Source organism: Streptomyces sp. HUAS MS02, from assembly GCF_055702265.1.
Genome location: NZ_CM146747.1, coordinates 9,239,199 through 9,264,291 on the forward strand (window position 1 = coordinate 9,239,199; position 25,093 = coordinate 9,264,291).

The 25,093-nt window shown below is 71.4% G+C and carries 23 protein-coding genes, 1 tRNA gene and 2 pseudogenes; 4 read left to right on the forward strand and 22 right to left on the reverse strand.

The window, feature by feature from the left end; all coding sequences use genetic code 11:
• Positions 1-90: 90 nt before the first annotated feature.
• Positions 91-1,071, reverse strand: coding sequence for a fibronectin type III domain-containing protein (locus ACZ9QC_RS39865; RefSeq protein WP_472917571.1), 981 nt, complete (start codon positions 1,069-1,071; stop codon positions 91-93).
• Between the two features lie 371 nt (positions 1,072-1,442).
• Here ACZ9QC_RS39865 and ACZ9QC_RS39870 point away from each other — a divergent pair, with 371 nt between their 5' ends.
• The gene (locus tag ACZ9QC_RS39870) at positions 1,443-2,171 is read left to right on the forward strand and encodes a glycoside hydrolase family 75 protein (RefSeq protein ID WP_472917572.1); all 729 of its coding nucleotides are present in this window, start codon (positions 1,443-1,445) and stop codon (positions 2,169-2,171) included.
• 579 nt (positions 2,172-2,750) lie between these two features.
• Here the strand turns inward: ACZ9QC_RS39870 and ACZ9QC_RS39875 are convergent.
• The 4 genes from ACZ9QC_RS39875 to ACZ9QC_RS39890 form a co-directional block, all read right to left on the reverse strand.
• Complete coding sequence (locus ACZ9QC_RS39875; protein ID WP_472917573.1) at positions 2,751-3,161, reverse strand: PTS-dependent dihydroxyacetone kinase phosphotransferase subunit DhaM; 411 nt, start codon at positions 3,159-3,161, stop codon at positions 2,751-2,753.
• Entirely contained in the window at positions 3,154-3,768 is a 615-nt protein-coding gene (dhaL, locus tag ACZ9QC_RS39880) for a dihydroxyacetone kinase subunit DhaL (protein WP_472917574.1), read from the reverse strand. The genes ACZ9QC_RS39875 and dhaL overlap by 8 nt, the downstream gene beginning before the upstream one ends.
• Positions 3,769-3,856: 88 nt before the next feature.
• On the reverse strand, positions 3,857-4,849 hold the full coding sequence (gene dhaK, locus ACZ9QC_RS39885) for a dihydroxyacetone kinase subunit DhaK (RefSeq protein ID WP_472917575.1): 993 nt from the start codon (positions 4,847-4,849) through the stop codon (positions 3,857-3,859).
• Between the two features lie 634 nt (positions 4,850-5,483).
• Positions 5,484-5,560 (reverse strand) — tRNA-Met (locus tag ACZ9QC_RS39890).
• Positions 5,561-6,002: 442 nt separating this feature from the next.
• Between ACZ9QC_RS39890 and ACZ9QC_RS39895 the strand changes: the two genes are divergently transcribed.
• On the forward strand, positions 6,003-6,533 hold the full coding sequence (locus ACZ9QC_RS39895; protein ID WP_472917576.1) for a hypothetical protein: 531 nt from the start codon (positions 6,003-6,005) through the stop codon (positions 6,531-6,533).
• Positions 6,534-6,612: 79 nt separating this feature from the next.
• Here the strand turns inward: ACZ9QC_RS39895 and ACZ9QC_RS39900 are convergent, their stop codons facing one another.
• Positions 6,613-6,885 (reverse strand): hypothetical protein, encoded by a 273-nt coding sequence (locus tag ACZ9QC_RS39900; RefSeq protein WP_472921998.1) that lies wholly within the window; start codon positions 6,883-6,885, stop codon positions 6,613-6,615.
• Between the two features lie 97 nt (positions 6,886-6,982).
• Positions 6,983-7,367: pseudogene (locus ACZ9QC_RS39905) on the reverse strand (hypothetical protein); the annotation flags it as partial.
• A gap of 111 nt (positions 7,368-7,478) precedes the next feature.
• On the opposite strand from ACZ9QC_RS39905, the gene ACZ9QC_RS39910 reads away from it, so the two are divergent.
• Positions 7,479-8,450, forward strand: coding sequence for a phosphotransferase family protein (locus ACZ9QC_RS39910; protein ID WP_472917577.1), 972 nt, complete (start codon positions 7,479-7,481; stop codon positions 8,448-8,450).
• Positions 8,451-8,697: 247 nt separating this feature from the next.
• Here ACZ9QC_RS39910 and ACZ9QC_RS39915 read toward each other — a convergent pair whose 3' ends face one another.
• The 5 genes from ACZ9QC_RS39915 to ACZ9QC_RS39935 all read right to left on the reverse strand — a co-directional run bounded on the left by ACZ9QC_RS39915 (position 8,698) and on the right by ACZ9QC_RS39935 (position 14,836).
• Positions 8,698-10,083, reverse strand: a complete 1,386-nt coding sequence (locus ACZ9QC_RS39915) for an outer membrane protein assembly factor BamB family protein (protein ID WP_472917578.1) — start codon at positions 10,081-10,083, stop codon at positions 8,698-8,700.
• On the reverse strand, positions 10,080-10,634 hold the full coding sequence (locus ACZ9QC_RS39920; protein ID WP_472917579.1) for a SigE family RNA polymerase sigma factor: 555 nt from the start codon (positions 10,632-10,634) through the stop codon (positions 10,080-10,082). Before ACZ9QC_RS39920 ends, ACZ9QC_RS39915 begins: the two co-directional genes overlap by 4 nt.
• A 177-nt stretch (positions 10,635-10,811) precedes the next feature.
• Entirely contained in the window at positions 10,812-11,645 is an 834-nt protein-coding gene (locus ACZ9QC_RS39925) for a PIG-L family deacetylase (protein WP_472917580.1), read from the reverse strand.
• 193 nt (positions 11,646-11,838) lie between these two features.
• Positions 11,839-13,842 (reverse strand): serine/threonine protein kinase, encoded by a 2,004-nt coding sequence (locus tag ACZ9QC_RS39930; RefSeq protein ID WP_472917581.1) that lies wholly within the window; start codon positions 13,840-13,842, stop codon positions 11,839-11,841.
• Between the two features lie 496 nt (positions 13,843-14,338).
• Positions 14,339-14,836: a PaaI family thioesterase gene (locus ACZ9QC_RS39935; RefSeq protein ID WP_472917582.1), complete on the reverse strand. Its 498-nt coding sequence runs from the start codon at positions 14,834-14,836 to the stop codon at positions 14,339-14,341.
• 90 nt (positions 14,837-14,926) lie between these two features.
• Between ACZ9QC_RS39935 and ACZ9QC_RS39940 the strand changes: the two genes are divergently transcribed.
• Complete coding sequence (locus tag ACZ9QC_RS39940; RefSeq protein WP_472917583.1) at positions 14,927-15,442, forward strand: winged helix-turn-helix transcriptional regulator; 516 nt, start codon at positions 14,927-14,929, stop codon at positions 15,440-15,442.
• A gap of 58 nt (positions 15,443-15,500) precedes the next feature.
• Here ACZ9QC_RS39940 and ACZ9QC_RS39945 read toward each other — a convergent pair.
• The 10 genes and pseudogenes from ACZ9QC_RS39945 to ACZ9QC_RS39990 form a co-directional block, all read right to left on the reverse strand.
• Positions 15,501-15,545, reverse strand: a pseudogene (locus ACZ9QC_RS39945) (hypothetical protein); the annotation flags it as partial.
• A gap of 219 nt (positions 15,546-15,764) precedes the next feature.
• The gene (locus ACZ9QC_RS39950) at positions 15,765-16,553 is read right to left on the reverse strand and encodes a class I SAM-dependent methyltransferase (RefSeq protein ID WP_472917584.1); all 789 of its coding nucleotides are present in this window, start codon (positions 16,551-16,553) and stop codon (positions 15,765-15,767) included.
• On the reverse strand, positions 16,550-16,741 hold the full coding sequence (locus ACZ9QC_RS39955; protein ID WP_316731146.1) for a hypothetical protein: 192 nt from the start codon (positions 16,739-16,741) through the stop codon (positions 16,550-16,552). The genes ACZ9QC_RS39950 and ACZ9QC_RS39955 overlap by 4 nt, the downstream gene beginning before the upstream one ends.
• A 39-nt stretch (positions 16,742-16,780) precedes the next feature.
• Positions 16,781-18,673, reverse strand: coding sequence for an ABC transporter ATP-binding protein (locus ACZ9QC_RS39960; RefSeq protein ID WP_472917585.1), 1,893 nt, complete (start codon positions 18,671-18,673; stop codon positions 16,781-16,783).
• A gap of 39 nt (positions 18,674-18,712) precedes the next feature.
• Positions 18,713-18,838 carry a hypothetical protein gene (locus tag ACZ9QC_RS39965; protein ID WP_472917586.1) on the reverse strand — a complete coding sequence of 42 codons (126 nt, stop codon included), beginning with the start codon at positions 18,836-18,838 and terminating at the stop codon, positions 18,713-18,715.
• Positions 18,839-18,840: 2 nt separating this feature from the next.
• On the reverse strand, positions 18,841-19,461 hold the full coding sequence (locus ACZ9QC_RS39970; protein WP_472917587.1) for a hypothetical protein: 621 nt from the start codon (positions 19,459-19,461) through the stop codon (positions 18,841-18,843).
• Complete coding sequence (locus ACZ9QC_RS39975) at positions 19,458-21,377, reverse strand: alpha/beta fold hydrolase (RefSeq protein ID WP_472917588.1); 1,920 nt, start codon at positions 21,375-21,377, stop codon at positions 19,458-19,460. The genes ACZ9QC_RS39970 and ACZ9QC_RS39975 overlap by 4 nt, the downstream gene beginning before the upstream one ends.
• A gap of 129 nt (positions 21,378-21,506) precedes the next feature.
• Entirely contained in the window at positions 21,507-21,773 is a 267-nt protein-coding gene (locus ACZ9QC_RS39980; protein ID WP_472917589.1) for a hypothetical protein, read from the reverse strand.
• 207 nt (positions 21,774-21,980) lie between these two features.
• Positions 21,981-23,411: a phytoene desaturase family protein gene (locus ACZ9QC_RS39985; RefSeq protein ID WP_472917590.1), complete on the reverse strand. Its 1,431-nt coding sequence runs from the start codon at positions 23,409-23,411 to the stop codon at positions 21,981-21,983.
• 228 nt (positions 23,412-23,639) lie between these two features.
• Positions 23,640-24,938 (reverse strand): sensor histidine kinase, encoded by a 1,299-nt coding sequence (locus ACZ9QC_RS39990; protein WP_472917591.1) that lies wholly within the window; start codon positions 24,936-24,938, stop codon positions 23,640-23,642.
• Between the last annotated feature and the right edge of the window lie 155 nt (positions 24,939-25,093).

A 25,093-nucleotide genomic window follows, 5' to 3' on the forward strand; every position in this document is an offset into this window, starting at 1 on the left:
AGGGTGAGCCAACGTGCCCGGCGCCCCGCCCGCATGCGGACGACACCCGGGCAGGTGACGGATACGGCCGTGCGGGGGACACCGCGGCCCTCACCCGCCGGTGGTGACCGTCCGCTCCACCGAGAACCCGCCCCAGGTCCCGTCCGGCAGCTTGGCCCGGATCCGCACGCGGTACGTCACCCCCTCCTCCCGGCCCACGTAGAAGTCGTACGAGGCCCGGCCCCGGGGCGGTGCTCCGCCCCACACGAGGGTGGTCGCCGGCCGTCCGTCGAGCTGGATCTCGTACTCCGTGACGATCCCGTCGACGGGCGGAGGAAGCCAGGACAGCTCGACGGAGTACGCCCCGTCGTCCCGGCGTGCTTCCGCACGGAACCCGGTGGGCGCGGTGCCCCGCCCGTCATCCGCTCCCGGACGGGTGCGGAGTCGTACCTCCGCACTCACGGGCGACACATTGTCCGCGGCGTCCCGGGCCCGCACGGTGAAGGAGTACCGGGTGCCGGGCCGCAACCCCGTGACCACGGCCGACGTCCGCTCCCCGCCCACACCGTGGATCTTCGAGCCGCTTTGCAGGATGTCGTACGACTCCACGTCCCGGTCGTCCGTCGACGGCTCCCACGACAACCGCACCGTGCCGCTCCCGAGCACCTTCCCGCCGAGGCGCTCCGGCCGACTCGGGGGCCGCCGGTCCGCCGGGCCGGCGGCGGGTGTCGTGGCGCGGACCCCCGCACTCGGCGGCCCGAGGTCCCCGGAGGTGCTGCGGGCCCGCACGGTGAACACATACGTGGTGGAGGGCTTGAGCCGGGTGACGTCCACCATGTGTTCGTCGCCCGGCACGTCCTTGACCTTGGTCCCGCCCCGGTACACCTCGTACGCGGCGATCTCCGTGTCCCCGGGTGCCCGGTTCCACATGACGTGCACGCTGGTGGCGCTGCCCGCGTCGGCGGTGACGCCGGGCGGGGCGGGCGGCGGGCGACCGCCGGGGCGCTCCTCGACCGCGCAGCCGGCCGTGAGGAGCAGCGAGCCACAGAGCGTGGGCACCAGGACGAGTGCCGCCACGGAAACGCGTCGCACGATCTGCTCCCCTCGATCGATGCGGGATTGGTCTGTACCTATCTCCATGTATGACATGACTGACGCGGTCACATCAAGAGGGGGGTTCGAGGTGGAGGCGGTTCACGGCTCCGTGGGCGGCTACGTATGCTGGTGCTCCGACACGGCGTGAACTCGCCTCTGTGCCAGGCCTGTTCATGCCGTAAGGCGCGGGCCGCTGTCGTCGCCGAACCCGCGCCGACGAGAGCGGCCGAGCGGCCGGGGCCGAGGCGGGCCCGGGCCCTCGGCCGCGCCCGTGGTCCGTCCGGCCCCCTTCCGGTGGCCGTCCTCTCCGACCCGCACCACCTTTGGGTGAGTGTCCGTCATGTCCCCCCAGGAGAGGGTTCCTCATCGTGCGAGTCCGCTCGTTGACGTTGGCCGCGGTCGGCGCCGCGCTGCTGGCCCCCGTCGCCCTGCCCGCCCTGGCCCATCCGCAGCGCCCCGCGCGGCACGAGGGCGGTGTGACCGCCGCCGAGCTGCTGGCCAGGGCGCGCGGCTGTGTCCGGGTCTCCGAGGGGCTGTACAGCAGTGACGCCGGGAAGCCCGCCGTGATCCCCGTCTGTGGTGTCGATGGCGCGGTCTACTGGAAGGCGGACATGGACATCGACTGCGACGGCCGGCCGAGCCCGCGCTGCAACCGCGAGACCGACCCGTGGTTCCAGCCCGCCACGTCCTTCCTTCAGTCCGACGGGCGCTACCTCCGCTCCGAGAGCCTGCCGTTCGTCGTCGTCCCCGCCCCGAGCCGCGTCTGGGACTTCCGGGTGCACGGCATCAAGGGCGGCTCCGTCGCCGCTGTCGTCCACGGGGACCGGGTCCAGTACGCCGTCGTGGGCGACACCGGCCCGCAGAACATCATCGGCGAGGCCTCCTACGCCACGGCCAAGAGGCTCGGCATCCGCCCCGACCCGCGCACCGGCGGCACGGCCTCCGGGGTCACCTACATCGTCTTCGAGGACTCCGAGGTGACCCCGATCGAGGACCACGGAGCGGCGGTCGAACTCGGCGAGGCACTCGCCCGAAAGTGGGTGGAGGGCGCGGGGCTGCGCCGAGGGGCGGCGATGCGGGGCGGGGCGACGAACTGATTCCGTCCGCGCTGGGGGCGCCGAACTGCCCTCGCCCGCCGCCGGCGGCCTGGCGGCACCGTGCCGATCGTCTGGCGGTACCGTGCGGACCGCCTGACGGCGCCGCGTCGGCGGCCCGCCGCCACCGAGCCGATCGCGCGACGGCGCCGCGTCGGCTGTTTGACACCATCGCGCCGATCTCCTTAACGGCGCCCACATCGGCCGCCTGGCACCAACGCGTCGATCCTCCGCCGTCACCGCGTCGATCTCCCCCGCCGCCACCGCATCGATCGCCGGACGGCGCGGCGTCGGCCGCCCGACACCGCCGTGCCGGGCGGACGAACGGCTTTCACCTCCCCGACTCGGCCGCTGGTCGCCGGCGGCTCGGGCCCCGTGAGTACCGTTCGTCGGTGGGGGTGGGGGTGGGGGTGGGGGTGGGGGTGGGGGTGGGGGTGGGGGTGGGGGTGGGGGGCGTGAGGTGCGGATGCTGGTGGGCTCGGCCGCGTGAGTTTCGATCGTCGGTGGGCTCGGGCCCGTGCGGGTCGGTCACTGGTGGGCTCGGGCCCCGTGGGTGTTGTCGCCCTCCCGTCGGCCGGAGTGTCACTCTTTCCGATACGTGTACGCCTCCGCGGCCGCGGCCGCCACCGTTGCGAGGTCCGCGCCCGTCGACGCCGTGACGACCGCCGCGACCGCGCCCTCGACGAACGGGGCGTCCACCAGACGCGTGTCCGCCGGGAGTTCGTCGCCCTCGGCGAGCAGCGCCTTCACGGTGAGGACCGCGCTGCCGAGGTCGGTCAGGACCGCGACCCCGGCACCCCGGTCCACGGAGGCGGCCGCCGCCGAGATCAGTTCCGCGCTGGTCCCCAACTCTCCGCCCTCGGTGCCCCCGGCCGGCGCGACGGGAACGGAGGCCCCCGCGCCGGCGAGCCCCTGTGCCAGCTCGGCCACCGAGGCGGCGACGGCGGCACTGTGCGACACCAGCACGATGCCGACCCGCTTCTCCTCAGCCATCGACGGCCTCCGGGTCGGCGGTGGCGGCGAGGGCCGCGATCAGCAGCGCGGCGGAGGTGGCACCGGGATCCTGGTGGCCGATGCTCCGCTCACCGAGATAGCTGGCCCTGCCCTTGCGGGCCTGCAGCGGCGTGGTCGCCAAGGCGCCCTCCTCGGCCGCGGCCCGCGCGGCGGCGAACGACCCCGCGAGCGCGTCGACCGCCGGGACCAGCGTGTCGATCATGGTCTTGTCCCCGGGTGCCGCACCGCCCAGCGTCATGACGGCGTCGACCCCGACGCGCAGGGCGTCCGTGAGCTGGGCCTCGCTCACCTCGGCGGCGTCGCCGAGCGCCTTGCCGGTCCGGCGCAACAGGGTGCCGTACAGCGGGCCGGACGCGCCGCCGACGGTCGAGATGAGCTGCCGCCCGGCGAGCACGAGGACGGCGCCGGGCGTGTCCGGGGCCTCCTTCTCCAGTACGGCCGCCACGGCGGTGAACCCGCGGTGCAGATTGCTGCCGTGGTCGGCGTCCCCGATCGGCGAGTCGAGCGCCGTGAGCCGCTCGGCCTCGCGTTCGACCGAGGCCGCGGTGGCCGTCATCCAGCGACGGAAGAAATCGGCGTCGAGCACGGAATCTCCTTGCTTGGTGAGTGAACTGACGGGCAGTGAGGGATGGAGCCGCGGCACCGGTGCGAGCGCGGCCGTCCGGTGTGCCCGCTCACACGCCCCAGCGCAGACCCGGCGTCCGCACCGGCGCGTCGTACAGCCGCAGCAGCTCCTCGTCGACCTGGCACAGCGTCACCGACGCGCCGGCCATGTCGAGGGAGGTGACGTAGTTGCCGACGAGGGTGCGGGCCACGGCCACGCCACGCTCGGTGAGCACCCGCTGCACCTCCGCGTTGAAGCCGTACAGCTCCAGCAGGGGCGTGGCGCCCATGCCGTTGACGAGCACGAGCACCGGGTTGCGGGGGCTCATGTCGTCCAGAATGGCGTTCACCGAGAAGTCGGCGATCTCCCGCGAGGTCATCATGGCGCGCCGTTCACGCCCCGGCTCACCGTGGATGCCGACGCCCAACTCCAGCTCTCCGGCGGGGAGTTCGAAGGTGGGGCTGCCCTTGGCCGGAGTGGTGCAGGCGCTCAGGGCGACCCCGAAACTGCGGGAGTTCTCGTTGACCTGCCGGGCCAGCGTCTCCACGCGCTCCAGCGGCTGCCCCTCCTCGGCGGCGGCCCCGGCGATCTTCTCCACGAACAGCGTCGCGCCCGTGCCGCGCCGCCCCGCGGTGTAGAGGCTGTCGGTGACGGCCACGTCGTCGTCGACGAGGACCTTGGAGATCTGGATGCCCTCGTCCTCGGCGAGCTCGGCCGCCATGTCGAAGTTCAGCACGTCCCCGGTGTAGTTCTTGACGATGAACAGCACCCCGGCGCCGCTGTCGACGGCCGCCGCGGCCCGCACCATCTGGTCCGGCACCGGGGACGTGAACACCTCCCCGGGACAGGCGGCCGACAGCATCCCGGGCCCCACGAACCCACCGTGCAACGGTTCGTGCCCCGAGCCACCCCCGGAGACCAGCCCCACCTTCCCGGCCACCGGCGCGTCCCGCCGCACCACTACCCGGTTCTCCACGTCCACGGTCAGCTCGGGATGCGCGGCCGCCATGCCCCGCAACGCATCAGCGACAACGCTCTCGGCCACGTTGATCAGCATCTTCACTGGTACCTCCCATAGACGTTATCAGGCGAGCGGATGACCTGCGTTTTTGCTGGTCAGTGCAGGTTTTCTCGGTTATTGATCTTGGCGGTTGACGGCGGTCCCACACGGTCTCCGGCGGTACTGGTGCTGACTTTGGTGACGGTGTGTCAGATGTAGGGGGTGGTAGAGACACAGGTCGGCGCGATCGCGTCTGCTGAAAGTATCGACCTTGCTGCAGCGAACGTCACGTGCGTGGGCGCCCATGAGCGTGCCGGGGCGCCCGAGGTTCTCTGTCGGTTCCTCCGTGGGCGGTTCAGAATGATGGGAGCGATGCGTACGCGCAGGCGCCTGGCGCGGCAGTGATGGGGGAGGGGACTCTCTGATCGGCACCCGCGCCTTGCCCGGCCGGGCCACCGCCCGCCCGGAGGTCTTCAGCTTCATCGAGACCTTCTACAACCGCCGCCGCCTGCGCAAGCACAAGATCTTCGGCTATCTCACCCGGGTCGAGACCAGGCAGCGGCATCGGCACGCCCTCGCGGCATCACGATCACGTGTCCGAGATCACGGAGACCTTCAGTGTCACTCTCGCGTGCAGTGCCCGAGTCGCATACGGCAAACAGCCCTCTCGACCTGGTGGTTGAGAGGGCTGTCGTGTTGGTAGCGGGGACAGGATTTGAACCTGCGACCTCTGGGTTATGAGCCCAGCGAGCTACCGAGCTGCTCCACCCCGCGTCGGTAGGACCACCCTACGCCACTGATGCCGTGCTCCCGACCGAATTCACGTAGACCATCAACAGGCCCTGGCGGGACGCGGCTCGTTCCCCTCCCGGGGCTGGCCCGCCCTTCCGTCTTGATTGCGACGGATACGAAGCGGGGGTTGCGGCATAGGAAGGGGTGCCTTGACCTGGTCGGAGCACCCGGTTTGGTGTGGGCCTGTTCAGGCCGCTGTGCGACGGTCGGGGGAGTCCTGCTGGACGGTGCGAGCCCAGACGTCTTTGGGTGGGATCACGCTGAAGGGGACTGGTCCGCCTCCGGTATGCCGATCGACCTTGGGAAGGACTACAAGGCAACAACGAGCGCGCAACGGGTGGGTGGCGACACTGCGGCCAGACGCCGCTCGCCCCCTACCATCCAGGGGCAGGGGGCCCACGCGCCCCCCGGACAGGGGCTAAGCATGTGGTCGACCACTTCACGTCCGGTGTTCCGGCGCTTCGTCGGCGCCGTCGCGGCCGGTGTGGCCCTGGCCGCAGCCTCAGGATGCAGCGTTCCCGTCGACGCCGTCGCCGGCATCTCCGTGACCGGCGACGGCCATCTGCTCGGCGTCATGATGGTCTGCGGACATCAGATCGATGGCGCGACCCTCTACGTGGACAGTGACGACATCGACAAGCAGCTGACGGTCGGTTCATGGACCGCCGACCGCCCCCTCATGCCGGGTCTCGCCACCTGGACCCTCGATTCTCCTGCCGCCGGCTGGACCGCAACCAGATCCCTCGCTCCGCTCACCGCCAAGACCACCTACGCGCTCTACGGCTGGACCAAGGACAACTCGTGGTCAGCGAGCAGCATCTCCTTCACCCTGGCCGACCGGGACCGGCTCACCCCGGGAAAGGTCCGCTACGCCAGCATCTCGGACAACGGCCACGAATCCGCAGTCACCGTCTCCATAGCGGAGTTCAAGGCCAGGGCCTGCCAGAACATGTAACGCCACGGCCCCTCGAGGCGCTCCCGCGGTCGGGAGGCACGCACTCAACCTTCGCCGCCGCAAGACACAAGATCACGATCTACAACCGGAGTACTAGTTCGGATAAGCACGCGTGTTCATGCTGGCAGGGGGTGCCGTAAGGGCGCCCGCAGGTGCCGAGGTCGAGTTCGACCTTGCGCTTGTCGAAGTGCTCTTCGAACTCGTCCCACTCGTCGCTGGTGACGTTGCGGCATTCGTCATCGGGGCGGAGCTGGCGACGTTCGTTGAGATGGGCGAGGTGGTGGCGGACGAAGTCTTCGTCGAACACGGCGACGTGGCCGCAGGTGGCCTGGATGTTGAGGTGGCCGAGCATCGGGGCGGGTGGCGCTGCCGCGAGAGAAGATCAGGTCACAGGGCTTCAACGTACCGCGCGGAGAAAGTCTTGCCCTCGTTGATCCCGAGACGGAAACGGAGTCCGTCTCCGTGGAGTCCAGGTCGGCGCCGGGGAAGGTGGCGGCGATCGCCTTCTGCGGGGCGGTTGCGGGGTCCTCCCACTGCGCGTAGGCATCGGGGTAGGCGGAACGCTGGACCTTCTGCGCGGTCTGGGTGACCGTCAGCTGCTCCCAGTCGTCCACCATGAGCAGCGCCTTGTAGAACCGTTGGCTCGCGTGGACGGGGTCGCGGATCTGGGCGGCGGTTCCCCAGCCCTGGCTCGGCGCTGCTGGAACAGCCCGAGGCTGTCGCGGTCGCCGGAGTTGAGGTTGCGCAGCAGGATTCCTGCATCGCGGTGGGGAGCACGATGATCTGGCCCTTCCTCGGCACATCCAGGCTGATGCCGGTGGCCACGATCGTGCGGGGCGTGAGGGATGACCTGCTCGACCTTGCCCGCCCACCACCTGCAGGCCGACTTGCGGACATGCCCGAAAGGCTTCGCGCGTGCAGCCGTCCGAATGGTGAGGTGGCACGGTGACCAACCATGATGAGGTGGCGAGAGGCCGACCGTTGACACTGGCCTGGGTGCGACGGCACCTGGAGGCCGGCGAGCGGATCGTCGGAGCCGAGGCGCTGTACGGCGGCGCCACCGCCGACATGCGGAAGCTGACCATCGGCACGCGGGACGGAGGCGCCCGGCACCTGGTGCTGCGCTCCTTCGTCGCCCCGACCCGGCAGGGGCCGGCCGAGGACCTGCTGCAGAGGGAGGCCGACGCCCTGACCACGCTCACCGGCACCGGCGTGTCGGCTCCCGAACTCGTCGCCGTCGATCCGATCGCCGCGCACTGTGAGTACCCCTCGCTCCTTATGACCCACCTGCCGGGCCGGCCGGTCCTCGATGACGAGGGGCTGGAGACGCGCCTGCCCCTGCTGGCCCGTCAACTTGTGGCGGTCCACGCGGTGCGGCCGGCCGTCCGTCCCCGGGAGTACGTGGCGCTGACGACCGCCGACACGGTCGTGACCCCCGAGGGTGCCGACGTCGCGGTCTGGGCCGCCGCGATCGACGTGATCCGCAGGCCCGCGCCGCGCTACGAAGGGAGGTTCCTGCACCGGGACTTCCAGCCAGGCAACGTGCTGTTTGACCTCCTGCCCGAGGATCCGGCCGGTGCCGTCGGTGTCCGGGTCACCGGCGTCGTCGACTGGGCGGCGGCCTCCTGGGGCCCGGCGGACCTCGACGTGGCGCACTGCTCCACCAATCTCGCGCTGCTGCACGGCCCGGCGTGGGGCCTGCGCTTCACCGAGGCGTACCAGGAGGCCGGCGGGATGCTGGCCGGGGCCGCGGACGAGCGGCTGTACTGGCAGGTGCGGGAGCCACTGGCGTTCTCGGAGGAAGTGCAATGGCTGGCTCAGCCGTGGCGGGAGGCAGGACGGACCGAGGTGACGACACGAGCCGTGGAGGAGCGGCTGGATGCCTATGTCATCTCCCTGATGGAGGCGCTGGGCTGAGCCGAGGCGGTCGGGGCGCGACCCCGACCTCATCTTTTACCGCTCAACTATGACAGAGCAGGCGGCGGGCCGACATGATCGCGATCTACGGCGGGAGACCAGGTCTGTCGGTGCGGTGAAGGCGGCGCGCCGGCACTCGAACGGGACGGGCGCAGCGCGTGGGCCGCGCGGGTCGGGCCCGGCTTCGGGCCGGAGGTCAGGTGCCCCCGGACGGGACGGGGGGCACCGTCCGGGCCGGGGCGGGTGGTCAGCCGGTCAGGCTGGGGAGGAAGGAGTCCAGCCTGTTGCCGCTCCGGGTGATCAGTACGTCCTCGTAGAGCAGGGCCTGGGGCATGGCCCCGTACTTGCCGGCGTCGACGTGACCGCGCCAGATCTGCTCGCCCGTGTCCGCGTCGAGGCCGGACAGATCGCCGTCGGGGCCGAAGAAGTACACGACGTTCCGGTGCGGCGACACCACCGGTCGTGCCAGGTCGGACCAGTTCGCCTCGCTGTCGGGCACCTTGATGCCGACCGGAGCGGTCCACAGGGTCTTTCCTGTCCTGAGCGAGTAGGAGGACGCCTGGCCCGCGCGGGACACGGAGATCAGACGGTCCCCGACGAGGGCCTTGGCGACCGGCGCCCCCTGGACCGGGTAGGACAGCGGGGTCTGCCTGCCCGAGCTGTCGATGACCGTCAGCCTCTCGGTCCTCGCCTTCTGCTCCTCCTTCTCGAAGACCACGCTCGTCCGCTCCGGCATCCAGGCCAGGACGATCCGGTCCCCCCAGGTCCCGACGACCTGCTGCCTGCCGGGGACGGACGTGACCTTGGTGGTCCGTCCGGTGGCCGGGTCGAGACGGAGGACGTCGGTCAGCCCGGGCTCCTTCGTGTCCGGCGAGCACAGCAGATAGGGGACGCCGCTCAGCGTTACCCGGTCGCACCAGATGCCCTTGCCCCAGCTGTGGCGCCACTTCACCTTGCCGGTCCGCGGATCGACGGCCGACAGCGTCCGGTCCCTCGGGGTGTTGGCCAGGACCGCGCCGTCGATGAGCAGGACGGCCTGGTCGTCGCGGTTGTCGCTCGCCAGCTCCACCGACCACAGCACCTTGCCGCTACCGGTGTCCACCGCCGTCAGGTCGGTGCCGGGGGCGTAGTTCCCGTCCGGCCCCTTCTCGGCGGTGTGGGCGCGGTAGACGTAGAGCACGCCGTCGCGCACGCCGACCGGTCGGCTGAGCACGGACACGGGCCCGGAGCCGTCGCCGATCGCCTTGACCGTCCACAGCCGTTCGCCGGTGTTCGCGTCGAACTTCACGGCGTCGTACTTGGACCCGGCGCAGTACAGCGCGGAGCCGTTTACCAGGCAGCCCCGGTCGACGGCGCCCCGGGCGTCGGTCCGCCACGGCTGCCAGCCCTCCGGCGACTGCGCCGCCGGCCGCGCCGGCCGGTCCTGGTCGCCGCCCCCGCCGTCCCCGAAACCGAACACCGCTCCCACGGTGATCGCGGCCACGGCCGCCGCCGTCCCCGCCACCTGCGAGAAGCGGCGCCGGGCGCGCCGCCGCAGCACCTTCTCGACCAGGTCGCCGGGCGCCCGTACGCGGTCCAGGTCGACGGCGTGCAGCGTCTCCCGGACCTTCTGCTCCACCAGTTCCGTCGTCATCCCTGAACCCCCTTCGGCGTAAAGCTGAGGTGCTGTGCCTGTTCGTCCGCGAGCCCGGCGGGCCCCAGTTCCGGTACGAGGGACCGGAGTTTGGCGAGCGATCTGTGTGCCGTGCTGCGCACGGTGCCGACCGGGCACCTCAGCAGCGCCGCGACCTCGGCCTCCGGCAGGTCCTCGAAGTAGCGCAGGACGACCACGGCCCGCTGCCGCTTCGTCAGTCGCGCGAGCGCCGCCCACAACGCGATCCGCAGCTCGGACTCCGCCCCGGCGTCGGCGTCGGTGCCCGATTCGGGCAGTACGGGCACCGTCGTCTCCGCGCGGTGTCCGCGCAGCCGCCACCGGTTGACCTGCTGGCGGTACATGACCTGGCGCACATACGCCTCGGGCTGCTCGATGCTCGACCAGCGCCCATAGACCTTCATCAGCGCGATCTGCAGCAGATCCTCGGCTCCATGCCGGTCCCCGCCCGTGAGCAGCACCGCGAGCCGCAGCAGCGCGGTGGAGCGCATCGCTACGAACTCCCGGAACTCGTCGTGACTCGACGCTTTCATCAACCCTCCCCCTTCTCGGCACGCCTTACGACGTGCCGAGCCGCGCACGGCTATCCCTCGTCGAGGAGGATTGTGCGTCCGCCTTCGGGGAGGGAAGCACGCGGCCGTCGAACGCACGGGTCCCCGCACCCCTTACGTAGGGGGCGGGGACCTGTCTCCATGTGCCGGCCGGCCGGGTCAGCGCAGTCCGGCGAAGAGGTCGTCCTCGGGTGTTGCCGTGCCGGTGGTGTCCCGGACGCGTACGAAGGTCTCCATGCCCATGTACTCGCCGAACCTCTCCTTGCCCATCTTGAGGAAGAAGATGTTCTCGCCCTGACTGGCGTGCGCGGCAAGCGCGTCGAATTTCTGACCACTGAACGCGGTGGTGTCCACCCACGTGGTGATCTCATCGTCGGGGAGACCGATCTCGGCCGTGGCGGCGGCCTCGGCAGGATCCGGTTCGGGCATGTCCGGATGGAACTCACGCATGATCTCGCCGAACCGCCTCATCATCGAGCGGGGCGCCGTGGTCCAGTACACCTTCGGCGTCAGCGCGGTCATGTCCAGCGCCGCCATCGTGATGCGGTGGGCCTGGATGTGGTCGGGGTGGCCGTAGAACCCGTTCTCGTCGTAGGTGACGACCACATCGGGCCGGTAGTGCTCCATGAGTTCCGCGAGCCGGGCCGCGCCCTCCTCCACAGGGGTCTGCCAGAAGGATCCGGGGGCGTCGTTGCTCGGCCAGCCGATCATCCCGGAGTCGGCGTAGTCCAGCATCTCCAGATCGCTGATCTTCAGGACGTCACAGCTCGCCTCGAGTTCTCGGCGGCGCAGCACGGCGACCGCCGCCGGATCGTGCCCCGGCTCACCCGGTTTGACGCCCCCTGGTCCGTCGCCGCAACCGCCGTCGGTACACGTCACGAGAACCGTGCGGATGCCTTCCGCCGCGTACCGCGCGAGGACTCCTCCGGTTCCGGTGGCCTCGTCGTCGGGGTGAGCGTGTACGGCCATGAGCGTCAAGGGGTGGTCAGTCATGCAACAGCCCTTCTGCAGAAGTACGTCTTGGTCTGGTGCGCGGTGAGAACTTCGCGCGCCCGGAGCTCGGATCGCGAGGAAGCGGACGGACGGACCGGTGATCGGACCGGTGATCCCCGCGCTTCCTGCCCCTCTGCCGATGCAACCGACCCGCCGGATGCGCTGTTCCCGGCGAGACAGCTTGATTTTCCGGTCAGGGCCGGCTTTCCGCGGGCAGGCAGTCGCCGGAGGTGAAGAGCTGGGGCCATGCGCTGTTCCCCTGGTACGCGGCGACGGTCCAGTGGGTGTAGTTCCAGCGCTTGTTGCGCTTGTACTCGGCGAGCAGCCTGGGGCAGGCGGTTCTGGTGACGACGTCCTGGAAGTGGGACTGCTGGGCGCGGCCGGAGAGCACCCCGGAGCCGTCCAGGGCCCACACGTACACCATCTTGTCGACGGGATCGAAACCGAGGGTGATCGCGTCGTCGTGGTCGAAGGGTTCCAGGCCGTGGCCCTCGGCGACGCGCGTGTCCCAGGCGGCGGTGATCGCCTCGACCGTGTCACCGGCGACACGGATCTCGTCCTTGTCGGCGCTGGGCACCTCGGCGGTGACGATGCCCTCGTCCGTGCCCTGGCGCTGTCCGGCCTCCTCGCTGTAGCAGCCGGTGGTGGCTCTGCCGAAACCGAGGATCGTGGCCTCGTCCTGGCCGTCGTGGTCCTTCCAGTAGACGGAGAACCTGCCGTACGGCCAGCTGCTCGGCGCGTCCTTGAGCCGGTGGGCCAGGGTGGTGCAGGCGGCCATCTCGCTCGCGCGACGGAAGACCTCCTTGTAGTCGTCGGTGAGGGTGGAGATCGGGCCTCCGGTGACCATCACCGTCTGCGCCCGGCGGTTGAAGGTGACCGTGGGTTTCATGAACGACATGTCCTTCGTGGTGAGCATGGCGGTCACCTCGTCGACGATGTCGGCCGCGGCCTTCCGCTCCTCCGCGCCGGTGGCGTACCGGCTGGCGCCCCACTCGCCGGGAACGGGCTGGGCCTCGTCGTCCGCGCGGGTGAAGGCGGGATCGGCCACCCCGGCGAGCGGGTCGGCCGGGACGGGCACGGCCCGTGGGTCGGTGACCGCCGGGCCGGTCGCCTCCGCGTCGGACACGGCGGAGGGCGACCGTCCGGCTCCCGCACCTGAGCCGCCCGTGCCCCTGGAGGTCGTCGAGGCCGTCGTTCCGGCACCGTCCGCCGAGTCCCTGCCGCTCCCGTCCTGGCGGAACGCCAGCACACCGCCGGCAGTCGCGCCGACGACGGCCGCCGCGACCAGGACGGCGACAACGGCCCGGCGTCGGGAGGGTTTCGCCGCAGGGACGTGTGCCGGTACGGGCCAGGACGGGTCGTCGGGGGCCGGGACGGACCACAGCGCGGTGACCAACTCGCCGACCGACAGGAGAGCGTCACCCTCTTCCGCCGCCTTGTCGCCGGCGAGCAGCTGGGTGGACTCCGCGGCCAGCAGCCGCGCGCAGGCGTCGGCCGCCCCGGCGGCGTCCGGCCGCTCGGCGGGTTCCTTGGCGAGGGCCTTCTCCAGGATCTCCCTGAGCGCGTCGGGGACACCGTCGAGATCCGGCTCGCCGGACAGGACCCGGTAGGCCACTGCCTCGGGAGCGCCGCTGCCGAACGGGAGGCGGCCGGTCGCCGCGTGGGCCACCAGCGCGCCCCAGGCGAACAGGTCGCCCTCGGCCGCGGTGACGCCGCCACGGTAGTGCTCGGGGCTGATCCAGCCAGGGGTGCCGGTCAGGATGCCGGTCCGCGTGACGCTGGTGCCGTCGGCGGCGTGCGCGATGCCGAAGTCCAGGACGCGGGGGCCGGCCGGCGTCAGCAGCACGTTCTGCGGTTTGACGTCCCGGTGCACGACGCCGGCGGCGTGGATCGCCGCGAGAGCCTGTGCGGTGCCGGTGGCGAAGGCGTACAACGTGCCCTCGCCCAGCGGTCCGTGGGCGGCCAGATGCTGAGCCAGGGTGGGGCCCGGGGCGTAGTCGGTCGCCAGCCAGGGGGCGTCGGCATCGGGGTCGGCCGCGAGGAGCGGCAGCAGGAAGGGGCCCTGGACCCGGGCGGAGAGCCGCACCTCACGGCGGAACCGCGCCCGGAACTCCGGATCGCCCGCCTGCAGGGGGTGGATCACCTTCACCGCCACCCGGGCGCCGTCGTCCGTGAGCGCGGCGTACACGGTTCCCATGCCGCCCGCACCGAGCCGGCCGACCACACGGTACGGGCCGACACGGGAGGGATCACCCGGGCGAGCGGGCTGTATCCGCCCGACCGATCCAGCAGCGCTCACAGACAGTCCGATCGGTCGTGCGGGAGACGTTCGAGGCTGGATGATATCCGGCTGTGCGTATCGGACAGCTGTCGTTCTGCGGCGTGATGGCGGCGCTCCCCATGGACCTCGCCGCTGGGACGTCTGCACCGCCAAGGGTGCCCGGCTCATCCAGTGGACTCGCGAAACCGGCTCCGACCCACTCTGCTCCAGTGATCGTGGAGAAGAGTCCACAGGGGTCGTGAAGATGAACTCAGGCGCGGTGCGGAGCTGTAGCACCCGTGCTGAAGATTGCCCCCCGAGGCCCGGAGCATGGCCACAGCACGGCGCCCCGGCCAACGGCGTCCGGTCCGGCCAACGAGCGTACGCGGCGGGAAAGTCGGGTCCTGCGGACGCCTGCCGGGCCACGGCACGGCTACGAACTGGGCGGGACCGGGAACACCATGCAACTGCTGGTGGCGTGGGCCAGCAGCCGGTCCTCGGAGTCGCGGAGCTCGGCCTGGGCCAGGGCGGTGCGGCGGCCGCTGTTGAGGACGGTGCCGATCGCACGGACCTTGCCGGTGTCCACGGTGACCGGGCGCAGGAACTTCAGGGTCAGGTCGAGCGAGGTGTAGCCCATGCCCCGCGGCAGCACGGACTGCACCGCGCAGCCGGCCGCCGAGTCCAGGAGGGTGGCGTACACCCCGCCGTGGACGCTCCCGATCGGGTTGTAGTGCTCCTCGCCCGGCACGAGGACGAAGACCACCCGGCCGTGCTCGGCCTCCTCCAGGGTGAAGCCCAGGGTGGCGGCCACCGGAGGGGCGGGCAGCCGCCCGGCGAGCATCTCCCGGAGGAAGTCGAGTCCGCTGTGGTCACCGACGGCTCGGGCGGAGACGGTGGGGTCCTCCCACGCGAACGTACGTGACCTGCGCATTTCGACTCCCGGAGTTAGCTGACTTCGCCAAATGAAGCTAGTTGGGTACACGTCTGGCTGTCAATCGCGAAGTCAGCCTAGGATGAGCACATGAGGTGGCTGGAGACGAGCGCGGAGAACTGCACGGTCCACCGGACGCTGGATCTGGTCGGCGAGAAGTGGTCGTTGCTGCTGCTGCGGGACGCCATGAACGGCGTACGGCGTTTCGACGACTTCCGGCGCCACGTCGGGCTGTCCGAGGCCGTCCTCGCGGACCGGCTGCGCAAGCTGGTCGCGGCCGGGATCCTGGAGACCGTCGCCTACCGCGAACCCGGCAGCCGCACCCGGCGCGAGTACCGGCTCACGCGCAAGGGCTGGGACCTGTGGCCCGCGATGATCGCCCTCAAGCAGTGGGGCGACCGGTACACGGCCGACCCCGAGGGGCCGCCGCTGGAGGTGAGTCACGCGGACTGCGGCGACACCGTGCGGACGGTGGTCGTCTGCGAGGAGGGCCACGGACCGCTGACCCCGTGGGAGGCCCGTACCCGCCCCGGACCCTCGGCGCGGTTCCTCGCCCGGGCGGACGTCCGCGGTGACGAGAACCGGCCCGCCACGGAACGGTCTTGACCCTCTTCATCGTGAAGCGCGAGGTGACGTTCGTGACCCGGGGGATGGTCTTCCCCCGCCCGCTGAGGAACGCCTCGTACGCGCCGAGATCGGCGACGGCCATCCGCACGAAGTAGTCCGGCGTACAGATCAGCAGCCCGAGCACCACGCCTGGGGGAAAGATGCCCAGGCCCGCCGAGAAGGAGTCGCGGACGCCCTGGGCGACTTGCACCCGCCCTCACCATCGGCGTCCACCTGGCCCTCGGCCGGTGCACCCTCCTCGGCGTCGGCGTCGGCGTCGGCACCGGCCTCTGAGTCCTCCTGCTCAACGCCCTCTGACGGGTCAGGGCTTGACGTAGGTGCAGATGGCGAGCGGCGAGTCCGGGCCGTACGGGGCCGCGTCGGACCAGTCGCCCAGGCGGCGCTCCGGTTCGAGGCCGGCGGCGCGGGCGTAGGCGTCGAACTCCTCCGGGGCGGTGAGTCGGGAGACCTCGGTGCCGACCCGGGTGGTGCCGTCGGACTCGTACCAGACGTGGGAGAGGTGCCACAGGGATCCCTCCGACAGGAGGACGGAGTGGCTCTGCAGTCCGGTGCCCGGCTCCGGGTAGGGCGAGAAGTACGTGGCGCGGGCGCTGCCCTCGTGCAGGGCGATGACGGCCGGCTTGTTGTGGGTCTCCACGACCAACCGGCCGCCGGGAGCGAGCAGATCGGCGGCGCGTCCCACGGCCTGCCGCTGCTCCTCCGGAGTCAGCAGCATGGAGAGGGTGGCGCAGATCGCGTACACGAGCCCCGCGGTGCCGTCGGCGGTGTAGGTGCGGATGTCGGCGTGCACGGGCTCAACGGGGGTGTCCTCGGTGAGGTCGCGGCGCAGCAGGGCGAGCATCTCCGGTGAGGAGTCGACGCCGGTGATCCTGCCGACCCGGCGGGAGAGCGGGAGGGCGATGCGCCCGTTCCCGACGCCGAACTCGACCGTCCCCGAGGCCGGGTCGGGGTGCAGCGAGGCCAGGAGATCCACCTCGGCGACGACGGACGCGTCGTCGGGGAAGAGACGGTGGTACCAGCCGTCGAACTGCCGGCCGTAGCCGATGTCGTCGACGATGCCGGAAGTGGTGGACGTGGTGGATGCGCTCATGGGTGGTGCCTCCGCTTCTTGGGTGTCGTGGTCCTCGGATGGGCGTTCCGTCTGGCCTGGGAGCAGGCACCGAGCAGCACCACGAGGGCGACGCCGAGAACGGCGGGGGTGCTGACGGCCCGGGTGGCGAGGAGGAAGCCGACGATGCCGAGGGCTACCACGGACGGGATGAGCAGAAAATCGTTCATGAACTTCTCCTGTCGGGATGTTTGCTCCTGTCGGGGGTGTCAGGACGCCAGGTCGCTGAGTTCCTGGAGCCGGGCGAGCCTGCGGTACAGCTCGCTGTGCCGGTGGAGTTCGTCGTGCGTGCCCACGGCGTGCACCCGCCCCCGGTCGAGCACGACGATCTGCTGGGCCTCGGTGACCGTGGACAGCCGGTGGGCGATGGCGATGACCGAGCAGAAGTCGGAGATCATCGCGATGCTGTCGCGCAGCGCGTTCTCCGACTCGGTGTCGAGGTTCGCGGTGGCCTCGTCCAGCAGCAGGAACCGGGGGGCCTGCAGCAACGTACGGGCGATGGCGAGGCGTTGGCGCTGACCGCCCGACAGCCCAGCGCCGCGGTCGCCGAGCGGGGTGTCCAGGCCCTGCGGCAGCGCGGCGATCACCTCGGTCAGGTTGGCCATGCGCAGTGCCTCGGCGATGTCCTTGTCGTCGGCGTCCGGCGCGCTGTAGGTGAGGTTCTCCCGGACGGTGCCGCGCAGCAGCGTGTGGTCCTGGTCGACGTAGCCCACGATGGACCGCAGCCGGTTGAGCGGCAGGTCGGTGATGTCCGTGCCGTCGATGCGGATCACGCCGGACACCGGGTCGAAGAGCCGCTCGATCAGCTGGAAGACCGTGGACTTGCCGCCGCCGGAGGGACCGACGACGGCGGTCAGCCCCTCGGCCGGGACGGTGAAGGAGACCCCGTCGAGGACGAGCTTGTCGCTGCCCGGATAGGAGAACCGGACACCCTCGAAGGTGAGTCCGGGCTCATACCCCCGCCCGAACGAGCGGGCGGCGCGCGGCCGTTCCGCCGGTCGGCCGTTCTCCGGTTCCGTCTCGACCTCGATCTTGCCCAGTTCCGCGAGCCGTTCCACCGAAGCCCTGCCGATCTGGAACTGCGCGATCGACTCGAACAGCGTCAGCAACGGCGCCACCAGATAGAACAGATAGAGGATGAACGCCGTCAGATCGGCGGTCGGCATGGCCCCGGTCGCGGTGCGGGCCGCGCCCAGACCGATGACGACCGTCAGGGCGAGCTGTGTGCCGATGCTCATGGTCGGGTCGAGCAGCGACGACATCACCGTCACCTTGATCCCCGACTTCCGGGCCCGCCGCGCGATGGCCGCGATCCCCTCGGCCTCCCTGGCCTCGGCCCGCGACGCCTTCACGGTGGGCATCGCCCCCAGCACCCGCAGCAGGGCGGTGCCGAAGGTACCCAGGTCGGTCTGGTTGCGCACCGACACCCTGCGCACCCCGCGCGCCAGGAAGAGCGAGACGACACTGGTCGCGCCGAGGCAGACCAGGGTGGCGGCCAGCAGCACGGTGTCGATCCAGGCCATCAGCACGATCCCGCCGACGACCAGGAAGCTGTTGTTGAGGATGCTGTCGATCGCGTGGGTCATCGTGGCGCGGGCCAGCATCGTGTCGCTGACCATCCGGGAGAACACATCCCCCTGCTGCAGACCGCTGTAGGCCTTGAACCGGGAGCGCAGCAGCCGTGCGGCCAGGGTCCGGCGGATGTCGTAGACGATGTTCTCCCCGGCCAGCCCGATGACATACGAGTGGGCTGCGCCGAGGAGCGCGTCGGCGATGAACAGCGCCGCACCCACCATGATCGGGCCGGTCAGCGAGCGGCCCTCGCCGACGGCGGCGACCAGGCCACCGATGACGGCGGGCTGGGCCAGGGACGTGGCGGCGCCGACCAGACCGAGGAAGATGCCGAGCAGGACCAGGCGGCGGTGCCGCCCCATGGCCCGCCATGGTTTGGCTCCCTCGCCCCACAGCAGATGCAGGTTGAGCTGGGGAACCGCCCGGTGGGCGGCGCGCCGCCCGGCACCGGCGCCGGTCTCCTTCTCCAGGTTCACCGGCGGGTCCTGCGGGCGAGTGTGCCGTCCGCGGCCGGCCGGGCGGTCACTCATCGCGAGCCCCCGGTGCCGCGGTGGCCGCCCGGACCCGGTTCACTCCTGCTCCCCGCCGTCCTCGTCCGACTCCGCGCGGTCCCGGGCGAGCCGCAGGCCCGCCTTGAGCAGGCCGACCGCGAAGATCAGCAGACCGAGGAGGATGAAGGGGGTCGCGTTGTCCATGGTCACACCTTTGCGGGGGTCTTGGCCGGGGCCCGCGTCAGCGGCATGCCCGGGGCCTGCGGGTCCAGGGGGACGAAGGGGGAGACGAACAGCAGTGAGGGACGGTGGCGCGTGTCGTAGCCGGTGTCCTTGGCCAGGGCGAACTGGAAGCCGCGGACGTCCGCGGGCACGGGCCCCCGGGACCTGACGAGGACGCGCAGGTGCTCGGTGATCATCCGGTATCCGGGGGTGCGCGCGGCGCTCTCGAAGCCGCCGAACTCCAGGGTCGGCAGGATGTCGGCGCACGCGTCGACGATCCCCTTGTCCGCGCGGCGGGTTGGGAACCACACGATGTGCTGGGGCTTGCGGGTCTCCGTCGCGAACGCGTCCTGCCATGCCGAGGCGCTGCCGTCCGCGTCCACCGTGCGGTACAGGAAGTGGCTGTCGTGCATACAGGGGTTGGGGGCGAAGAACCGCCAGTTCGGCACCAGGGACAGCACGTCCTTGGCACGGAACCGGGAGAACTGCTCGAAGGGGTGCTGGCCGGCGACGGTGACGACCAGCATGGCCGCGCCGGCGATCCGCCAGACCGCGCCCTCGCCGGTGAACGGGTTGCGCGACGGGAGACGTCGGGGGGTGCTCATCGGGCGGTCTCCTTGCCGAGCGTGACGTATCGGGCCGGCCGGGGAGCCCCGGCCGTGTCCTCGATGCCCTGGAAGAACGCGAGGACACGGTCGGTGACCTGGTGGGCGTAGCGGCTGTTGATCAGCAGCGAGTCGTGTCCCGCGCCCTCGACGACGACCGTCTCGCTGGGCGCCCGGCGGTGCGCCTCGGCGAGTTCACGGTGCATCAGCAGTTGCTCGGGGTCGCGGTCCACGGTCCGCTGGGCGGAGATCACCAGGGCGGGCACGCCGTCGATCCGGTCGAGCGGACCGGAGAACGTCTTGAAGTCCTCCTGCAGCGCCGCCCATTCGCGGCGGGCCGCGTACCACATCCGCGCGTCCCCGTACTGGGCGAAGACCTTGTCGTGGTAGGCGGCGGGCAGTTCCCTGATCCACCACGGGCGGGTCAGCAGGGCCCCGGTGCCCAGGCGCAGTGCCCGGCTCATGGACGCGAAGGAGCTGCCCAGACCGGCACCGGTCACGCGCTGCTGGGCGGAGCGGTTGAACTGGTCCGGGTGCGAGGAGTCGAGGTACACGATGCCGTGCACGCGGTCGCCGAGCTGCCGGAGGGCACGACGGGCGAGTTCGCCGCCGATCGAGTGGCCCACCAGGATCACCTTGCGGTGCGGTGCCACGGCCCCGTTCACCAGGTCGACGAGGTCGTCGACGGACTCCGTGAGCCGGTAGGCGGTGACCGCGCGGCGGCGGCTTCCGGCGTATCCGGCGCGGGCGTAGGTGATGACGCCGTACGTGGTCTCGTAGGACAGGCGCTCGCTGATCCAGGCGTAGTGCTCGCTGGTGGACAGCAGGCCGGCGGCCAGCACGAAGACCGGCCGGTCGGTGTCGCCCGCCGCCATCTCCTCGTACTGGAGCCGGTTGCCGTGACGGGTCGTCAGCACACGGGAGGTCCACCAGCCCTCGGTGGCACGCATGCGCCGCTGGACGGCGGTGACGGCCGCGGCCGCCGTCGCCCCCGCGAGCGCGGTCAGCGCCGCGGGCAGAGCGCGGTCGTCGCGTCCCGCGACGGCGGGGTGCGTGCGGGGAGCCGCGGTGTAGGCGATCAGGGGGTGCATCGCCGGGAACGCGGTCGCGAACCTGCCGAGCCCCATGAAGTAGCCGTTGGCCAGGTGGAACGCGGCGGCGCTCGCGAGCACCGGCCGGGTCAGCCGGCCGCCCTTGAGATAGGCCAGCGGGAAGAGGCACTCCAGCGCCAGCACGCTGTGGGCGAGCAGCCTGGCGGCCCGGGGGTTGTTCCGGATCCAGGTGTGCATGCCCTGGTGGCCGTAGGTGTGGGTGCGCATCACACCGGGCAGGGCGGAGCCGTCGCGCCAGTCGGGGCCCAGCAGCTTGACCCAGCCGGAGACCAGGTAGGAGAGGTTGGACTGCAGGGCGACGTACCACAGGAGGGCGTCCTTGGCGGCCGACGAGGGCACCAGACGGGCGCCTCCGGTGGCGAGTTGGACAAGGGTCGCCACCTGGTCGGCGCCATCGCTGCCGTAGTGCTGGCGGGGGCCGAGCAGGGCGGAGGTCGCGCCGAGGAAGAGGCTGCCCGCCCCACGCCAGGGCGACCTGCCCGGCAGCAGCATGGCGGAGGCGACCGCGGCGCGCGTCACGTGCAGGGCCGTCGTGGTCCGCGGACCGCTGGCGATGTCGATCAGTCGGCGCACCAGCGGGTTCGCGTGCGCGATGCTGTCCCTGGCGATCTCCCAGTCGTTCATGCCTCCTTTGCCCATCTCGTGGCGCTGGGTGAGGTATTCGAGGGACGAGGTGAGGCTCGTCGCGGCGGCCAGCCGCTCCGACAGGCCCAGCGCACGGTCCCGGCCCACCGGTATCGGGCTGAACACCGCGGAGGCGAACCGGCCCGGCAGGGCGGAATTGATCCTTCGGACGAGTTTCATGGAACCTCTTCTCCTGGTACTTTTGAGCACGTTTTGGCGTGCGGAGGAACCCGCTGCCGGACCAGAACAGCCCTCTGGTCCGGCAGCGGGTTCCTTATGCGTTCACCACCGGGTGTCCACCGCCGGGGGTCAGGAGGTGGGCGCGCCACCGACCGCGGCGAGAGCGGCGGCGTTCTGGGCGTTGGCCTCCGCCGCCAGGTTGTTGGCCTCGGCCGCCTGGGCGACACCGACCCCGGCGGTCGCCGCCGCCGCGATGGCCCCGACGCCCTCGGCCGCCTGGGCGATCCGGCCGACCCGCGCGATGCGCGGGGTGCCCAGGGTCGGGCGAGCGGCGACGTAGACGACACCCTCGACGGGGATTTCCACGCTGTTCAGCGCGTTCGCGGTGCTGCTCATTTCTTTTTTCCTCTCGCGTTCGGGGATTCGGAAGTTCTTTTCTTCCGGTGCCCTTATGGAGAAGACATTAGGCTCTCGCCGACCGCCTCCGCATCGATAAAAATACCTATTCTCGGCATCGTCCTCCGGGTGGCCTGAATTCCGTGGGAACGGCGAACGGAAAAGGCCTGGACCGATTGGGTCCAGGCCTTTCAGGAACGGGTGCGCTCAGGCCTTGCCGCGTCGCCGCCCGAGGTGACGCAGGGCGGACGCGGCGGCGTTCGCGCCGCACATGCCGTGGGCGCCGGCGCCCGGCGGCGTGGCCGCCGAACAGATGAACATGCCCGGCACGCCGGTGCTGTAGGGGTCGAGCGCGGCGCGAGGGCGCATGACCAGCTGGACGGCGGTGTTCGCCCCGGCGACGATGTCACCGCCGACGTAGTTCGGGTTGTACTCCTCGAACGCGGCCGGCGGGCGGACGGCCATGTCCAGGACCCGCTCGCGGAAGCCGGGCGCGAAGCGCTCGATCTGCGCGACGATCGCCTCCGTGGCGTCGCCGTCGTAGCCGTGCGGCACGTGCGCGTACGTCCACACGGGATGGAGGTCGCCCTTCGAGCGCCGGGGGTCGGCCAGATACTGCTGCCCGACCAGCACGAACGGCCTCTGAGGCATACGGCCGGCGTGCACGGCCCGCTCGGTGGCGGCGACCTCCGCGTAGGGCCCGCCGAGGTGGACGGTGCCCGCCCGGCGAGCCGCCGGGTTGGTCCAGGGCACTCCGCCCTGGACGGCGAAGTCCACCTTGAAGGCGCCGGGGCCCTGGCGGTAGCGCCGGTAGGCACGGGCCACCCGGCCCGGCAGCAGATCCCCCAGGATGTCGGCCACCGCCCCGGGGGCCACGTCGAAGAGGATCAGGTCGGCCGGGGGCAGGTCGGCCCGGGAACACACGCGCGTCCCGGTCTCGACGCGGCCGCCGAACTCCGTGAGCTGGGCGGCCAGCGCGTCGCTGATCGCCCGGGAGCCACCGGAGGCCACCGGCCAGCCGTGCCGATGGCCGGCGGCGATGATCGTCAGACCGATCGCGGCGCTCGCGGGCCGGTCGAACGGGCGGAAGGCGTGTGCGGCCACGCCGGCGAAGAGGGCGCGGGCGCTCTCGGACCGCCATCGCCGGGCCACCGCCGCGGTCGGCAGCAGGGCCCGGGGTCCGAAGGCCGCGAGGCGCACGGGATGGCGCGGCAGGTGCGCGAGGGGGCGCATGAGGTCCTCGGCCAGCGCGTCGTAGCCGTCCACGAGCGGCCCGAAGATCCGCCGCCACCTGCGGCCGTCGCCCGCGGGGAGGCCGTCCGCCGTCTCCTCGACCGACCGGTGCAGGACCCCTGCCTCGCCGGAGTCCAGCGGATGCGCGCAGTCGATCTCCGGCAGGCACCAGGTCAGCCCGTGGCGGGCGAGGTCCAGGCTCCGCAGGAACGGTGAGCCGACGGCCATGGGGTGGGTGGCGGAGCAGTGGTCGTGCAGGAGACCCGGCGTCAGTTCGCTGGTGCGGGTGCCCCCGCCGATGGTGTCGGCGGCTTCGAGGACGGTGACCTCGACGCCCTCCCGGGCGAGGAACACGGCCGCGGCGAGACCGTTCGGACCGCTGCCCACCACGACGGCCGTAGTCATACGTCTCCCGCGTCCGCTCGACGATCGTGCCTGGTCTGCCCGGCGGGCGCGAGGGTGGACGGAAAAGAATGGAACGGGCCCCGCGAAGGGCCCGTCCGAGCCGATTCACCACTCTGCGGGACGTAGGAAGGCTGTCCCGGCGCCTTTGGCTCTCCCACGATAGAGCGATCGGCCGTCCCGGCGCGATTCGCAGAATTGCCTAAATCGCGGCCGTCGGATCGCATAATTCTAACTGGCGTCCCAGCTCATGTCCGGTTCGGGCTCGGAGAGCGCGTGCGGCTTCGCGTGGCGTCCGGAGGTTCGACGGGAGACCGGACCCGACGCGGATCCCGGCGCGGCGCCCTCCTCGGATTCCTGGGGCTCGGATTCCTGGGGCTCGGCTTTCGGGAGCACCGGGAAATGCGCGATGAGCCACCAGCCGCCCTCGTCGTCCGGACCCGCCGTCAGGGAGCCGCCGACCGCCTCCGCCCGCTCCCGCAGCCCGATCAGGCCGTAGCCGCCACGACCGCCCGCGGGACGGGAGACCCGCCCCGCGGCCCCCTCGTTGTAGACGTCAACCCGCAGCAGGTCGTCGCGGGTGCGGTGGACGCGCACCGTGGCCTGGGTGCCCGGCGCGTGCCGCCGTACGTTGGTCAGCGCCTCCTGCACCACCCGGTGGACCGCCGAGCCCACCTCGGGCAACAGACCGCTTTTGCGGGCGGCTCCGGTGATCTCCAGCTGAGCGGTCGAACCGTCGCCCTGGCCGCTGAACTCCGAGACCAGTTTGGAGAGTTCGCCGTACGGCTCCTCGGGGCGTTCGAGGGAGACCTGTTCGCCGTCCTCGCGCAGTACCCGGATCAGACGGCGCATGGAGTCCATGGTCCGCTGCCCTGCCTCGGCGATGTTGTCCAGGATGGGGCCGACCTGGTGGGGCGCGCTCTCGTGGACGACACTGGCGGCGTGCGCCTGCGCGATGATGCCCGTCACGTGATGGGCGACGAAGTCGTGCAGTTCCCGGGCGAGTTGGATCCGCTCGGCGAGCCTGACGGCGGCGATCGTGCGACAGCGCCGGAGGTCCATGGTGCGCAGGTAGCACCCCGCGCCGATGGCGCCGCCGACCGCGAACGTCAGCAGGAACGGGTAGGTGAGGGTGATCCCCGTGCCCCCCGTGCGCAGGGGTTCGTCGATGACGCTGGCCCCCATCGCGGCGGCCAGCGCGAAGGCGACCCGGGGCCGGGCCACATGGCGGCAGGTGCGGGCGAGCAGGACCAGCATGCACGCCGTCTCCAGCAACCCCCACTGGGGCATGGCCCAGCCCATCAGGGAGATGCTCAGGGTCACCACTGACGAGCCGGCCGCGGAGGCAGCGGTACGCCAGGTGATACTCAGCCGTGAGTCGGGCACGAGCACCAGGGCCAGGGCGAGGGGGCCCGTCACCAGCGGCAACCAGTCGAGAGGGCCACGATGGTGCGACACGATGATGCCGACGTCGAGCAGCCACAGCACACCCAGCGCCGGGTACAGGGCGTGGCGGTCCAGCCGTCGCACGGGTAGCCGGGGGCGGCCGCGGTGTTGCGGCTGGGTTGCTTGTGCCGAGAGTGCCCCGAGTGACGAAGTTGTCATAGGACCGGAGGCTAGGCATGCACATGCCTCCCCGGCAGAAGGTGGATCGATGTGTGGGAAGCGTCATAGATCCATTACAG

Excerpts from the sequence above, each read along its gene's own strand:
- ACZ9QC_RS39875 (WP_472917573.1), bottom strand. The coding sequence starts at position 3,161 with ATGGCTGAGGAGAAGCGGGTCGGCATCGTGCTGGTGTCGCACAGTGCC.
- ACZ9QC_RS39895 (WP_472917576.1), top strand. The coding sequence starts at position 6,003 with ATGTGGTCGACCACTTCACGTCCGGTGTTCCGGCGCTTCGTCGGCGCC.
- ACZ9QC_RS39900 (WP_472921998.1), bottom strand. The coding sequence starts at position 6,885 with ATGCTCGGCCACCTCAACATCCAGGCCACCTGCGGCCACGTCGCCGTG.
- ACZ9QC_RS39915 (WP_472917578.1), bottom strand. The coding sequence starts at position 10,083 with ATGACGACGGAACTGGTGGAGCAGAAGGTCCGGGAGACGCTGCACGCC.
- ACZ9QC_RS39920 (WP_472917579.1), bottom strand. The coding sequence starts at position 10,634 with ATGAAAGCGTCGAGTCACGACGAGTTCCGGGAGTTCGTAGCGATGCGC.
- ACZ9QC_RS39925 (WP_472917580.1), bottom strand. The coding sequence starts at position 11,645 with ATGACTGACCACCCCTTGACGCTCATGGCCGTACACGCTCACCCCGAC.
- ACZ9QC_RS39930 (WP_472917581.1), bottom strand. The coding sequence starts at position 13,842 with ATGGGAACCGTGTACGCCGCGCTCACGGACGACGGCGCCCGGGTGGCG.
- ACZ9QC_RS39935 (WP_472917582.1), bottom strand. The coding sequence starts at position 14,836 with ATGCGCAGGTCACGTACGTTCGCGTGGGAGGACCCCACCGTCTCCGCC.
- ACZ9QC_RS39940 (WP_472917583.1), top strand. The coding sequence starts at position 14,927 with ATGAGGTGGCTGGAGACGAGCGCGGAGAACTGCACGGTCCACCGGACG.
- ACZ9QC_RS39950 (WP_472917584.1), bottom strand. The coding sequence starts at position 16,553 with ATGAGCGCATCCACCACGTCCACCACTTCCGGCATCGTCGACGACATC.
- ACZ9QC_RS39955 (WP_316731146.1), bottom strand. The coding sequence starts at position 16,741 with ATGAACGATTTTCTGCTCATCCCGTCCGTGGTAGCCCTCGGCATCGTC.
- ACZ9QC_RS39960 (WP_472917585.1), bottom strand. The coding sequence starts at position 18,673 with ATGAGTGACCGCCCGGCCGGCCGCGGACGGCACACTCGCCCGCAGGAC.
- ACZ9QC_RS39965 (WP_472917586.1), bottom strand. The coding sequence starts at position 18,838 with ATGGACAACGCGACCCCCTTCATCCTCCTCGGTCTGCTGATCTTCGCG.
- ACZ9QC_RS39970 (WP_472917587.1), bottom strand. The coding sequence starts at position 19,461 with ATGAGCACCCCCCGACGTCTCCCGTCGCGCAACCCGTTCACCGGCGAG.
- ACZ9QC_RS39975 (WP_472917588.1), bottom strand. The coding sequence starts at position 21,377 with ATGAAACTCGTCCGAAGGATCAATTCCGCCCTGCCGGGCCGGTTCGCC.
- ACZ9QC_RS39980 (WP_472917589.1), bottom strand. The coding sequence starts at position 21,773 with ATGAGCAGCACCGCGAACGCGCTGAACAGCGTGGAAATCCCCGTCGAG.
- ACZ9QC_RS39985 (WP_472917590.1), bottom strand. The coding sequence starts at position 23,411 with ATGACTACGGCCGTCGTGGTGGGCAGCGGTCCGAACGGTCTCGCCGCG.